Raw genomic sequence first — 12,449 nt, forward strand, 5'->3', positions numbered from 1 at the left:
GTCACCCGTACTCCAGCCGCACAGTAGCGTTTCCTCGTATGAGACTCGGTGTCCTCGATGTGGGTTCGAACACGATCCATCTGCTGGTGGTGGACGCGCACCCCGGCGCGCGCCCGCAGCCGGCGCACTCGCACAAGGTGGAACTGCGGCTGGCGGAGCTGCTCGACGAGCGCGGAGCGGTCACCCCGGAGGGCATCGAGCGTCTCGTCTCGGTGATCGGCGAGGCGGCGCAGGCCGCCGAGGACAAGGGCTGCGAGGACGTGCTCCCCTTCGCGACCAGCGCCGTGCGCGAGGCCACGAACGCGGACGAGGTCCTGGCCAGGGTGCTGGCGGAGACCGGCGTCGACCTGCCCATCCTGAGCGGTGAGGACGAGGCGCGGCTGACGTTCCTGGCCGCCCGGCGCTGGTTCGGCTGGTCCGCGGGCAAGCTGCTGGTCCTCGACATCGGCGGCGGCTCGCTGGAGATCGCGTACGGCATCGACGAGGATCCCGACGCGGCGGTCTCCCTGCCGCTGGGCGCGGGCCGCCTCACCACGGGCTGGCTGCCGGGCGACCCGCCGGACCCGGCGGACGTACGGGCCCTGCGGCGCCACGCGCGGGCCCAGATCGCCCGTACGGTCGGGGAGTTCCGCCGCTTCGGGGCGCCCGACCACGTGGTGGCGACGTCGAAGACCTTCCGGCAGCTGGCCCGCATCGCGGGCGCGGCCCGCTCGGCGGACGGCCTGTACGTCCAGCGGGACCTGACCCGCAAGTCCCTGGAGGAGTGGGTCCCGCGGCTCGCGGCGATGACCACCGCCCAGCGCTCGGCCCTCCCGGGCGTCTCGGAGGGCAGGGCGGCCCAGCTCCTGGCGGGAGCCCTGGTCGCGGAGGGCGCGATGGACCTCTTCGGTGTGGACGAACTGGAGATCTGCCCCTGGGCCCTGCGCGAGGGCGTCATCCTGCGCCGCCTGGACCACTTGCCGACCTGACCCCGCCCCGGAGCCCGCGGCGGGGCGGGGCAGGCGGTCGACAACCCCCGTCGGGCGCGCCACGCGGAAGATCGCTCCGCGCTTCGGCCGCCGTGGCGGCCCCGGGCCGCGATCGCCGCCGCGCACCAAGCAGGGGCGGCGTGGCCGCCGTCACGGTCCTCGGCGGCTGCGCCCCGTACCCTGTCTCCGTGGCAGAACCTGTTCGGATCCCGAGTGCGAAAGTCGCGCTTTCCACTGCCTCCGTCTACCCGGAGTCCACGGCCACCGCCTTCGAGATCGCCGCGCGCCTCGGGTACGACGGCGTCGAGGTGATGGTCTGGACGGATCCGGTCAGCCAGGACGTCGATGCCCTGCGCCGGCTTTCCGATCACCATCAGGTGCCGATCCTGGCCGTGCACGCCCCTTGTCTGCTGATCACGCAGAGGGTGTGGTCCACCGACCCGTGGACCAAGCTCCAGCGTGCCCGGTCCGCGGCCGAGCGGCTCGGGGCGTCCACCGTCGTCGTGCACCCGCCGTTCCGCTGGCAGCGCCAGTACTCGCGCGACTTCGTCGGCGGGATCTGGCGGATGGCCGACGAGACCGATGTGCGGTTCGCCGTGGAGAACATGTACCCGTGGCGCTACCGCGACCGCGAGATGCTGGCCTACGCCCCCGAGTGGGACGTCACCAAGGACGACTACCGGCACTTCACCGTCGACCTGTCGCACACCGCGACCGCCCGGACCGACGCCACCGAGATGATCGAGCGCATGGGGGACCGCCTCGCGCACGTGCACCTCGCCGACGGAAACGGCTCGGCCAAGGACGAGCACCTGGTACCCGGCCGCGGCACCCAGCCCTGCGCCGAGCTGCTGGAGCGGCTCGCCCGGACTTCCTTCGGCGGACACGTCGTGATCGAGGTCAACACCCGCCGCGCGATGTCCTCCGCCGAGCGCGAGGCCGACCTCGCCGAGGCACTGGCCTTCACCCGGCTCCACCTCGCGGCCACCGCCGCCCCGATCAGGACCCCCCGGCCGTGACCGAACCCGTCAAGCCGCGCCGCGGACCCGGCCGACCCCGCCAGGACGAGGCCGACGGGGGTCCCGGCACCCAGGAGCGGATCCGGCTCGCCGCCCGCGACGTGTTCGCTGAGCGCGGGTACGACAAGACGTCCGTGCGCGGCATCGCGAAGGTCGCGGGCGTGGACCCGGCGCTGGTCCACCACTACTTCGGCAGCAAGGACGACCTCTTCGCCGCCGCCATCGAGGTCACGATGGAGCCCGCCCTCGTCGTCCCCGCCATCGTGGGGGAGGGCCCCGAGGGCATCGGGGAGCGGCTGGCCCGCTATTTCCTGGGCATCTGGGAGAACCCGGTCACCCGGGCGCCCCTGCTCGCCGTCATCCGCTCCGCCCTCACCCACGAGGCCGCGGCGGCGGTGCTGCGCCGGCTGGTGCTGCGCCGGGTCCTGGAGCGGGTCGCGGCCGACCTCGACGTCCCCGACCCCACCTTCCGCGCCGAGCTCGCCGCCTCCCACATGATCGGCATCGCGCTCCTGCGGTACGTGGTCCAGGTCGAGCCCCTGGCGTCCGCCGACCCGGAGGACATCGTCACCCTGGTGGCGCCCACCCTTCAGCGCTACCTGACCGGGGAATGACCGGGGAACGGCCGAAGAACGACCGGAGAACGACCGAGGAATGAGCCGCCCGTATCGACATGCGGACGACCTGTCCGTATCGCGGGCCGGAAGCGTAGCCTCGTAACCGAGCCATATCCACAGTCGCGGCGGGCGTGCGAACGCCGCCGCACTCATGGGGAGTGAACCCGATGCCCGAGCTGAGGTCCCGCACCGTCACCCACGGCCGCAACATGGCGGGCGCACGCGCCCTAATGCGTGCGTCGGGCGTAGCGAGCGCGGACATCGGGAAGCCGATCATCGCGGTCGCCAACTCCTTCACCGAGTTCGTCCCCGGCCACACCCACCTGGCCCCCGTCGGCCGGATCGTCTCCGACGCCATCCGCGCCGCTGGCGCGATCCCGCGCGAGTTCAACACCATCGCGGTCGACGACGGCATCGCCATGGGGCACGGCGGCATGCTGTACTCCCTGCCCTCCCGCGACCTGATCGCGGACAGCGTGGAGTACATGGTCGAGGCGCACTGCGCCGACGCGCTCATCTGCATCTCCAACTGCGACAAGATCACCCCCGGCATGCTGATGGCCGCCATGCGCCTCAACATCCCGGTCGTGTTCGTGTCGGGCGGCCCGATGGAGGCCGGCCAGGCCGTCCTCGTCGACGGCACCGTCCGCAAGCTCGACCTGATCGACGCCATGGTCGACGCCTCCAACGAGAACGTCTCCGACGAGGACGTGCTGCGGATCGAGGAGAACGCCTGTCCGACCTGCGGGTCGTGCAGCGGCATGTTCACCGCCAACTCCATGAACTGCCTCGCCGAGGCCATCGGCCTCGCGCTCCCCGGCAACGGCTCCGTCCTCGCCACGCACACCGCCCGCCGCGCCCTGTACGAGGACGCCGGCCGGACGGTCGTCGAGATCACCAAGCGGTACTACGAGCAGGACGACCACTCGGTCCTGCCGCGCTCCATCGCGACCCGCCAGGCCTTCGAGAACGCCATGGCCCTCGACATCGCGATGGGCGGCTCGACGAACACGATCCTGCACCTGCTGGCCGCCGCGCAGGAGGCGGGCCTGGAGTACGACCTCACCGACATCGACGAGGTGTCGAGGCGGGTCCCGTGCCTGGCCAAGGTCGCGCCGAACGTGGCGCCCGGCGGTACGTATTACATGGAGGACATCCACCGCGCCGGCGGCATCCCCGCCATCCTCGGCGAGCTGCACCGCGGCGGACTCCTGAACAAGGACGTCACGACGGTCCACTCGGAGAACCTGGAGGACTGGCTGGCGAAGTGGGACGCGCGCAGCGGCACGGCGAGCGAGACGGCCATGGAGCTGTGGCACGCGGCCCCGGGCTGCGTGCGCTCCGCCACCGCCTTCTCGCAGTCCGAACGCTGGGACACCCTCGACCTGGACGCCGAGGGCGGCTGCATCCGGTCGGTGCAGCACGCGTACTCCAAGGACGGCGGCCTGGCGGTCCTGCGCGGCAACATCGCGGTGGACGGGTGCGTCGTGAAGACGGCGGGCGTCGACGAGTCGATCTGGACCTTCGAGGGCCCGGCGGTCGTCTGCGAATCGCAGGACGAGGCGGTCGACAAGATCCTCCGCAAGGAGATCAAGGCGGGCGACGTCGTCGTCATCCGGTACGAGGGCCCGCGCGGCGGCCCCGGCATGCAGGAGATGCTCTACCCGACGTCGTTCCTGAAGGGGCGCGGGCTCGGCAAGGTCTGCGCGCTGGTGACGGACGGCCGCTTCTCCGGAGGCACCTCGGGCCTGTCCATCGGCCACGCCTCCCCGGAGGCGGCCTCGGGCGGGGACATCGCCGTCGTCGAGGACGGCGACCGCATCCGCATCGACATCCCGAACCGCTCGATCGAGCTGCTGGTGGACGAGGCCACGCTGGCCGCCCGCCACGCGGCCCTGGGCGGCGTCTACGCCCCGAAGAACCGCGAACGCAAGGTCTCGGCGGCGCTGCGCGCCTACGCGGCGATGGCGACGAGCGCCGACAAGGGCGCGGTCCGCGACGTGAGCAAGCTGGGCGTCTGACGCCCCCCGCGCCGGATCCGCTCCGAACCCCGTCGGGAATCCCCGGCGGGGCCGGAGCCGGTCACCATCCGGCGGGGTCGGCGGCGTCGACCGCGAAGACCGAGCCGTCCGGTGCCGTTCCGTAGACCCGGCCTCCGGCCGATACCGGGGCGGGCAGGGTCGCCGTGAAACCGTCGCGGCCGTCGCCCGGTCGCGGCCGCGTCTGGCCCACCAGCCGGCCGGTCGCGGCATCCACCGCCAGCAGCCGGCCGTCCGGCGCCGTCAGGTGGATCCGGCCGTCGGCCGCCACCGGACGCGACGTCACGGCCAGGCCCGTCTCCAGCCGCCACTGCTCCCGCTCGGCGCCCACCGCGATCAGCGCACCCGAGACCCCGACCGCGTACACGACGCCGTCCGGGCCCACCGCCGCCTCCGCGTCGAACAGCGGCACCGACAGCCGGACCCGCCGTACCGCCTGTGTCGCCGTATCCACCCGGACCACCGCGCCGGTCTTGCCCTCCGTATCGACGTCCAGCAGGTACAGCCCGCCCCGCGCGGCCCCGACCGGCCGCAGCCGGCCCGCCGTCCGCAGCTGCCGGCGCACCGCCCCGTTCGCGGGGTCCACCTCCAGCAGCTGCGAACTCCCGCCGCTGCCGTCCGGCGTGGACACGTACACCGCCGCGCCGTCGCCCCACCATGCGGAACCCACCCCGCCGAGCTGCTTCGTCCACCGCACGGCCCCGCTCGCCGCGTCGAGCGCCGTCACGTTCCCGTTCGGCGGGACGAGGAACACCTGCCCGCCCGCCGCCGCCAACCGCGCGCCGTCCGGCAGTTTCCGCTGCCAGCGCTCGGCGCCCGTACCCGGATCCAGTGCCTGCAGCGTCCCGCTGCCCGGTGCGGCCGCGAGCACCAGGCCGCCCGCGTGCAGCGGCGCACCGTCCGCCGCCGTCCGGGCCGCCGGGCCGGCCGCCTTCACCGACCACACCACCGTTCCGTCGGCGGGGTCGAGCCGGGCCGCCGCCACTCCGGGTCCCGCGCAGTACAGGGCCGCCGCCTCCCCCGGGGAGCAGGCCCCGGTCCGGCTGCCCGTCCTCGGCTCGCCCAGCGCGACCGCCCACGGCACGAAGGGCTTCGCCGGCGCCGGATCCGACTTCGCGGCGATCTGCCCCGGCGGTCCGGCCCCGGCCCCGTAGTGCAGGTACCCGCCCACGGCCCCGCCCGTCAGCAGCAGCCCGACCGCCGCCGCCACCACCGCCCGCGCCCCGCGCCGCCCCCGGCCGCCGTCACCGGCGTGATCGGCGGGAGCGGACCGACCGGCTTCGACGCCGATCCGCTCCCGCCGGTGGGTGGCTTCGGCGGCCGACCCCGCCTCGACCGGCCGCCGCGGCTGCGGAACGAACACCTGCGTGTCCTCGGAGGTCGGGTACGCCACCGCCCGCATCTCCGCGATCAGCTGCTCCGCGGTGGGCCGGTCCGCCGGCTCCTTCGCCAGGCACCGCGCCACGAGCGGCACGAGCTGCTCCGGCAGCCCGGTCAGATCGGGCTCGGCGTGCACGACCTGGTACGCCACCAGGTAGTGGCTGTCGGAGTCGAACGGCCCGTGCCCCGTCGCCGCGTGGACGAGCACGGCGCCCAGCGCGAAGACGTCCGCGGCCGAGCCCACCTCCCGCGGCCGCTGGAACTGCTCCGGCGCCATGTACGGCGGCGTCCCGATCAGCTTTCCCGTCTCGGTCCGCAGATCGCTGTCCGCCGGCCGCGAGATGCCGAAGTCGATGACCCGCACCCCGTCCGGGGCCATCAGGACGTTGCTGGGCTTGAGGTCCCGGTGGACGACCCCCGCCCGGTGGATGTCCCGCAGCGCCTCCGCCAGCCCGGCGGCGAGCCGGGCCAGCTCGACGGGGTCCAGCACCCGCTCCCGTACGCGCTCGGCCAGCGTCGGGGCGTCGATGAACAGCGTGGCCATCCAGGGCCGTTCGGCATCCGGATCGGCGTCCACGACGGGCGCGGTGAAGGCCCCGCTCACCCGCCGCGCGGCGGCGACCTCCTGCCGGAAGCGGGCCCGGAACTCCGGATCGACCGCGTGCTCGGCATGCACGATCTTGACGGCGAGTTTCAGCCCCGAACCGGAGGTGGCCAGATGGACGACGCCCATCCCGCCGGAACCGAGCACCGATTCCAGCCGGTACTGCCCGGCGTATTCCGGAAAGCCCACGTAGTCCGCGCGCAGCGAATGCACCGCTCAACCACCCCCGCCGGAGCCTAGTCGATGGGCCGTACGAATCTCCAAGGGTCCTGCTACCCTGCGCGAGTTGCGCACCGCAACACCTGTGGGGGGAGATTTCGCATGTCCGTGGAGAACGATTCCAGCCAAGTCCAGAGCCTCGCCGCCGACTCGGGATTCCAGACGTTCGCGGTCGCTCCGGGGTACCGCGTGAACGTCCGCAGCGGCCCGGGGACGAACTACTCGGTCATCGACACCCTGCCGTACGGCGCGAGCGTCACGATCCGCTGCCAGTGCGACGGCACGACCGTCTCGGGCCCGTACGGCACGACGGACATCTGGGACTGCATCGGCAACGGCCGCTTCGTCTCCGACGCGTACGTCAAGACCGGCAGCGACGGCTACGTCGCGAACCGCTGCAGCTAGCTCCCGGGGCTCCCGGGGCTCCCGGGGCTCCCGGGGAGCCCCAGGCCGTCCGCCGTCCGTCTGCCACGTGAGACGACCCCGGCCAGGTCGGCGCGGCGGGGGATAATCGCCGGTGTGAGCGACGACGACCAGCGAGACCAGACCCCCGCCGAACCGGCCGCGCAGGCCCCCGCCGCCCCCGCCGGGCCCGAGCCCGAGCCGATCCCGTTCTTCGGCACCACCTGGGTGAACCACGACGGCGGCTACGCCCTGCGCCGCGCCGCCCTCGCCGCCGGCTCGCTCGTGACCGCCGTCGCCGCGGCCGTGCTGCTCCGCCTCTCCTACGAGGGGCTGGAGATCGGCAACGTCGGCCCGTTCCTCAGCATCTCCGTCGTCGTCCTCTTCGCGATCGCCAGCGCCATCGCCTTCGCCAAGACCTGGGACGCCTTCAGCCGCCGTCCCGCCCCGTCCTCCGACGAGGCCGCCCTCAAGGGCCTGAAGATGATCGGCTTCATCGGCTCCCTCATCGCGTACTTCCTGCGCTGCTTCTTCGAAGCCCCCGGTGAGAAGCTGCGCCGCGCCGAGTACGAGCGCGCCGTCTCCGAGTTCGCCCGCCGCCGCAGCACCCGTACGGGCAACCCGGCCGCGCGCCGCCCCAAGCGGAAGAAGTAACCCCGCCCGGTCCCGGCCTGTTGACGCCCCGGCACAGCCAGGAGCATTATTCATCACATGATGAATAACCCGGAGGCGCCGCCCAGCGAGTCCGCCCCACCCGCCGTCCACGCCCGCGGGCTCACCGTCCGCCGCGGCACCGGCCGCAATCCCCGCACCGTCCTCGACTCCCTCGCCTTCGACGTCCCCCGCGGCCGCATCACCGGCCTCCTCGGCCCTTCCGGCTGCGGCAAATCCACCCTGATGCGCTCCGTCGTCGGCACCCAGGCCCACGTCACCGGCACCCTCGACGTACTCGGCCGCCCCGCCGGCGCCCCCGAGCTCCGCGCCCGCATCGGCTACGTCACCCAGGCGCCCTCCGTCTACGACGACCTCACCGTCCGCCAGAACCTCGACTACTTCGCCGCCGTCCTCGATCCCGGCCGCGCCGCCGCCGACCGCCGCCGCTCCACCGTCACCCGCGCCATCGCCGACGTCGACCTCACCACCCACGCCGGCGCCCTCGCCGGCAACCTCTCCGGCGGCCAGCGCAGCCGCGTCTCCCTCGCCGTCGCGCTCCTCGGCGCCCCCGAGCTCCTCGTACTCGACGAGCCCACCGTCGGCCTCGACCCCGTCCTGCGCCGCGACCTGTGGAACCTCTTCCACGACATCGCCGCCACCCGCGGCGCCACGATCCTCGTCTCCTCCCACGTCATGGACGAGGCCGAGCGCTGCCACGACCTGCTCCTCATGCGCGAGGGCCGCATCCTCGCCCAGGACACCCCCGACGCACTGCGCACCCGTACGCAATCCGCCACCGTCGAGGAGGGCTTCCTGCGCCTCGTCGACGCGGCCAACGCCGAAGCGAAGTCCGAGGTCACCCGATGAGCACCGCCCGCACCGCCGCCACCGCCGCCCGCGTCCTGCGCCAGCTGCGGCACGACCCGCGCTCCATCGCGCTGATGCTGCTGGTACCCGTACTGATGCTGACGCTGCTGCGCTTCGTCTTCGACGGCAGCCCGCGCACCTTCGACGGCATCGGCGCGTCCCTCCTCGGGATCTTCCCGCTCATCACCATGTTCCTGGTGACCTCGATCGCCACCCTGCGCGAGCGCACCTCCGGCACCCTCGAACGGCTCCTCGCCATGCCGCTGGGCAAGGGCGACCTCATCGCCGGCTACGCCCTCGCCTTCGGCGCCGTCGCCGTCGTCCAGTCCCTCCTCGCGACCGGCCTCGCCCTCTGGCTCCTCGGCCTCGACGTCGTGGGCTCGGCCTGGCTGCTCCTGCTCGTCGCCCTGCTCGACGCGCTCCTCGGCACCGCCCTCGGCCTGTTCGTCTCCGCCTTCGCCGCGTCCGAGTTCCAGGCCGTCCAGTTCATGCCGGCCGTGATCTTCCCGCAGCTCCTGCTGTGCGGCCTGTTCGCGGCGCGCGACACGATGCAGCCCGTCCTCGAAGGCATCTCGGACGTGCTGCCCATGTCGTACGCCGTCGACGGCATGAGCCAGGTCCTGACCCACACCGACATGACCGCCGACTTCGTCCGCGACGCCGTGATCGTCGCCGGCTGCGCGCTGCTCGTCCTCGCCCTCGGCGCGGCCACCCTCCGCCGCCGTACGCCCTGACGGGGGCCCTGACCGCTCTGCGGACAGCGCCTCGTCGTTCGTCTCACGAGTGAAAGGATGAGGAGGCAAACGCATCACGCGTGAGAGAACCGTTCGGCGAGGTGAATCGGGCATGACCCAGACAGTCGCAGTCCTCGGTACCGGCAAGATCGGCGAGGCCCTGCTCAGCGGAATGATCCGCGGCGGCCGACCCGCCTCCAAGCTCCTCGTCACCGCCCGCCGCCCCGAACGCGCCGAGGAGCTCCGCGCCCGCTACGGCGTCGAGGCCGTCAGCAACGCCGAAGCCGCCAAGCGCGCCGACACCCTCATCCTCACCGTCAAGCCGCAGGACATGGGCAAGCTCCTCGAAGAGCTCGCCCCGCACATCCCCGCCGACCGCCTGGTCATCAGCGGCGCCGCCGGCATCCCCACCTCCTTCTTCGAGGAGCGGCTCGCCCCCGGCACGCCCGTCGTCCGCGTCATGACGAACACCCCCGCCCTGGTCGACGAGGCCATGTCCGTCATCTCGGCCGGCAGCCACGCCACCGCCGAACACCTCGCCCACACCGAGGAGATCTTCGGCGGAGTCGGCAAGACCCTGCGCGTCCCCGAGTCCCAGCAAGACGCCGCCACCGCCCTCTCCGGCTCCGGACCGGCGTACTTCTACTTCCTCGTCGAGGCGATGACCGACGCCGGCATCCTCCTCGGCCTGCCCCGCGCCCAGGCCCACGACCTCATCGTCCAGGCCGCCATCGGCGCCGCCGTGATGCTCCGCGACAGCGGCGAGCACCCGGTCAAGCTCCGCGAGGCCGTCACTTCCCCGGCCGGCACCACCATCAACGCGATCGTCGAGCTCGAACGGCACGGCGTACGGGCCGCCCTGATCGCAGCCCTGGAAGCGGCCCGCGACCGCAGCCGCGAACTCGCCTCCGGCAACAGCTAGGGGTTTCCGGCAGAGGGCGGCGGTAGGGGCACCCGCGCGAGCGGGGCCCCTACGACCCGGTGTCCTTCAGGGCTCCAGCAGCCCGATGGCCCGGTACGCCCGGTCCACGATCGGCCGCGCCACCGCCCGCGCCCGCCCGGCTCCGTCCCGCAGCACCTTCTCCACTGCTGCCGGATCGGCCGCCAGCTCGGCGTGCCGCTCCTGAACCGGCCGCAGCAGCTCGACCACCGCGTCGGCGACATCCCGCTTGAGCGCCCCGTACCCGCTGTACCCCTCCGCGAGGGCGGCCGGATCCCCGCCGGTGCAGGCGGCCAGCACGTCCAGCAGGTTCGCGACCCCCGGCCGCGCCTCCCGGTCGTAGACGACCCCGCCGTCCCCGCTGTCGGTCACGGCCCGCATGACCTTCTTCCGGATCACCCCGGGCTCGTCCAGCATGAACACCACCCCGGGCCCCGCCCCGCCGGACTTCCCCATCTTCGACGTCGGATCCTGAAGGTCCATGACCCGCGCGGCCACCTCCGGCAGCGTCACCTTCGGCACGGTGAACGTCTGCCCGTACCGCTGGTTGAACCGCACCGCCAGATCCCGGGCCAGCTCCACGTGCTGCCGCTGGTCCTCACCGACGGGGACCTCCTCGGTCCCGTACGCCAGGATGTCGGCGGCCATCAGCACGGGGTACGTCAGCAGCGACAGCCGTACGCCCTCCCCGGAGGCCTGCGCCTGCGCGGACTTCTCCTTGTACTGGATCATCCGGCGCATCTCCCCGTCGGTGGCGGTGCACTCCAGTACGTACGAGAGGCGGGTGTGCTCGTCCACGTGGCTCTGCATGAACAGGGTGCATTTCTCCGGGTCCAGCCCGGAGGCGAGGAACAGGGTCGCCACCTGCCTGCTGAGCCGGCGTACCCGAGCGGGATCGTGTTCGACGGTCAGTGCGTGGAGGTCCACGACGCAGAACAGCGCCTCGTCGGGCCCCTGGTCGGCGGCGACCCACTGCCGGACGGCCCCCAGGTAGTTCCCCAGCGTCAGGTGCCCGGTCGGCTTGATCCCGCTGAAGATCCTCGTCATGTCCTGTCTCCCTGTTCGTGGCTGGTGTCGGGACCGCCGCCTCGGGCGACCGAGCCACTCCCGGGAGGGGAGAAACAGAAACGGCCGCCGTAAGCGGCGGCCGTGAGCGCGTGCGTGCTCGCGTGGAAGGTCGGCCGCCGTCAGGCGGCCCACCAGCGAAGGCTGGACGTGAGCGCATGCGTAGTCATGGGGATCAGGCTAGCCCTTCTGGCGGCCCCTGTCCCGGGGTTGACACACCCATCCGGGGTCCGTAAGGTTCTTCGAGTTGTCCGACGTGAGCGCCGACTCCGGTCGGTCCCCGGGCAGCCATCCCGCACTACACATTCGAACGAACGACGCACTGTGTCGTCTTGTTTTCATGCGTATTTGCGAATGAGGAATCCGTGTCCGAGGACGCGGCCGCCGATTAGGTTCGGGGGCAAGGAATCCGCTACTGTCTCACTCGCCGCAAGGGCCCAACAGCCCAAGCGGCGGAACCCGCTGACTGGGAGTCAGGCCCGAAAGGATCTGATAGAGTCGGAATCGCCGGAAAGGGAAAGCGCGAAAGCGAAGACCCCGGAAAGCAAGCGGGACCGACTCTGATAGAGTCGGAAACGCAAGAACGAAGAGCGAAAGCCCGGAGGAAAGCCCGAGAGGGTGAGTACAAAGGAAGCGTCCGTTCCTTGAGAACTCAACAGCGTGCCAAAAATCAACGCCAGAAGTTGATACCCCGTCCACTTCGGTGGATGAGGTTCCTTTGAAAAAGACCTGTGAGGTCGCCTTCGGGTGATGCTTGCAGGCAATTACACAGCGAGGACGCAGTGGTCAGTCGGTCATATTCCGACATGATTGACCCGCTCAACGTGTGTGTGCACCGGATTACCGGTAAACATTCATGGAGAGTTTGATCCTGGCTCAGGACGAACGCTGGCGGCGTGCTTAACACATGCAAGTCGAACGATGAAGCCCTTCGGGGTGGA

The 12,449-nt window shown here is 72.1% G+C and carries 11 protein-coding genes and 1 rRNA gene; 10 read left to right on the forward strand and 2 right to left on the reverse strand.

Going from position 1 to position 12,449, the window contains the following annotated elements:
- The first annotated feature begins 38 nt into the window (after positions 1 to 38).
- The 4 genes from ACIBAD_RS18135 (at position 39) to ilvD (ending at position 4,625) form a co-directional block, all read left to right on the forward strand.
- On the forward strand, positions 39 to 968 hold the full coding sequence (locus tag ACIBAD_RS18135; protein ID WP_134072402.1) for a Ppx/GppA phosphatase family protein: 930 nt from the start codon (positions 39 to 41) through the stop codon (positions 966 to 968).
- Positions 969 to 1,156: 188 nt separating this feature from the next.
- Positions 1,157 to 1,987, forward strand: coding sequence for a sugar phosphate isomerase/epimerase (locus ACIBAD_RS18140; RefSeq protein WP_134072400.1), 831 nt, complete (start codon positions 1,157 to 1,159; stop codon positions 1,985 to 1,987).
- Positions 1,984 to 2,601, forward strand: coding sequence for a TetR family transcriptional regulator (locus ACIBAD_RS18145; RefSeq protein WP_134072398.1), 618 nt, complete (start codon positions 1,984 to 1,986; stop codon positions 2,599 to 2,601). The genes ACIBAD_RS18140 and ACIBAD_RS18145 overlap by 4 nt, the downstream gene beginning before the upstream one ends.
- 170 nt (positions 2,602 to 2,771) lie before the next feature.
- Positions 2,772 to 4,625, forward strand: a complete 1,854-nt coding sequence (gene ilvD, locus ACIBAD_RS18150) for a dihydroxy-acid dehydratase (protein WP_030867837.1) — start codon at positions 2,772 to 2,774, stop codon at positions 4,623 to 4,625.
- A 61-nt stretch (positions 4,626 to 4,686) separates the two neighbouring features.
- Here the strand turns inward: ilvD and ACIBAD_RS18155 are convergent, their stop codons facing one another.
- A complete protein-coding gene (locus ACIBAD_RS18155; RefSeq protein ID WP_398907666.1) occupies positions 4,687 to 6,840 on the reverse strand; it encodes a serine/threonine-protein kinase in 2,154 nt (717 codons plus the stop codon).
- Positions 6,841 to 6,948: 108 nt separating this feature from the next.
- Between ACIBAD_RS18155 and ACIBAD_RS18160 the strand changes: the two genes are divergently transcribed.
- The 5 genes from ACIBAD_RS18160 to proC all read left to right on the forward strand — a co-directional run bounded on the left by ACIBAD_RS18160 (position 6,949) and on the right by proC (position 10,425).
- The gene (locus ACIBAD_RS18160; RefSeq protein ID WP_134072396.1) at positions 6,949 to 7,251 is read left to right on the forward strand and encodes an SH3 domain-containing protein; all 303 of its coding nucleotides are present in this window, start codon (positions 6,949 to 6,951) and stop codon (positions 7,249 to 7,251) included.
- 114 nt (positions 7,252 to 7,365) lie between these two features.
- Positions 7,366 to 7,902, forward strand: a complete 537-nt coding sequence (locus ACIBAD_RS18165; protein ID WP_134072394.1) for a hypothetical protein — start codon at positions 7,366 to 7,368, stop codon at positions 7,900 to 7,902.
- A gap of 57 nt (positions 7,903 to 7,959) precedes the next feature.
- Entirely contained in the window at positions 7,960 to 8,769 is an 810-nt protein-coding gene (locus ACIBAD_RS18170; RefSeq protein WP_398907667.1) for an ABC transporter ATP-binding protein, read from the forward strand.
- Positions 8,766 to 9,503, forward strand: coding sequence for an ABC transporter permease (locus tag ACIBAD_RS18175; RefSeq protein ID WP_134072390.1), 738 nt, complete (start codon positions 8,766 to 8,768; stop codon positions 9,501 to 9,503). Before ACIBAD_RS18170 ends, ACIBAD_RS18175 begins: the two co-directional genes overlap by 4 nt.
- A gap of 112 nt (positions 9,504 to 9,615) precedes the next feature.
- Positions 9,616 to 10,425 carry a pyrroline-5-carboxylate reductase gene (gene proC / locus ACIBAD_RS18180; RefSeq protein ID WP_134072388.1) on the forward strand — a complete coding sequence of 270 codons (810 nt, stop codon included), beginning with the start codon at positions 9,616 to 9,618 and terminating at the stop codon, positions 10,423 to 10,425.
- Between the two features lie 66 nt (positions 10,426 to 10,491).
- On the opposite strand, the gene trpS is transcribed toward proC, so the two are convergent.
- Complete coding sequence (gene trpS, locus ACIBAD_RS18185; RefSeq protein WP_134072386.1) at positions 10,492 to 11,490, reverse strand: tryptophan--tRNA ligase; 999 nt, start codon at positions 11,488 to 11,490, stop codon at positions 10,492 to 10,494.
- Positions 11,491 to 12,361: 871 nt separating this feature from the next.
- On the opposite strand from trpS, the gene ACIBAD_RS18190 reads away from it, so the two are divergent.
- Positions 12,362 to 12,449: ribosomal RNA gene (locus ACIBAD_RS18190) — 16S ribosomal RNA — on the forward strand; the annotation flags it as partial.

Source organism: Streptomyces sp. NPDC051109, assembly GCF_044455885.1.
Lineage (GTDB): Bacteria > Actinomycetota > Actinomycetes > Streptomycetales > Streptomycetaceae > Streptomyces.

Coding starts and splice junctions, on each gene's coding strand:
- ACIBAD_RS18135 (WP_134072402.1), top strand. CDS start 39: ATGAGACTCGGTGTCCTCGATGTGGGTTCGAACACGATCCATCTGCTG.
- ilvD (WP_030867837.1), top strand. CDS start 2,772: ATGCCCGAGCTGAGGTCCCGCACCGTCACCCACGGCCGCAACATGGCG.
- ACIBAD_RS18160 (WP_134072396.1), top strand. CDS start 6,949: ATGTCCGTGGAGAACGATTCCAGCCAAGTCCAGAGCCTCGCCGCCGAC.
- ACIBAD_RS18170 (WP_398907667.1), top strand. CDS start 7,960: ATGATGAATAACCCGGAGGCGCCGCCCAGCGAGTCCGCCCCACCCGCC.
- ACIBAD_RS18175 (WP_134072390.1), top strand. CDS start 8,766: ATGAGCACCGCCCGCACCGCCGCCACCGCCGCCCGCGTCCTGCGCCAG.
- proC (WP_134072388.1), top strand. CDS start 9,616: ATGACCCAGACAGTCGCAGTCCTCGGTACCGGCAAGATCGGCGAGGCC.
- trpS (WP_134072386.1), bottom strand. CDS start 11,490: ATGACGAGGATCTTCAGCGGGATCAAGCCGACCGGGCACCTGACGCTG.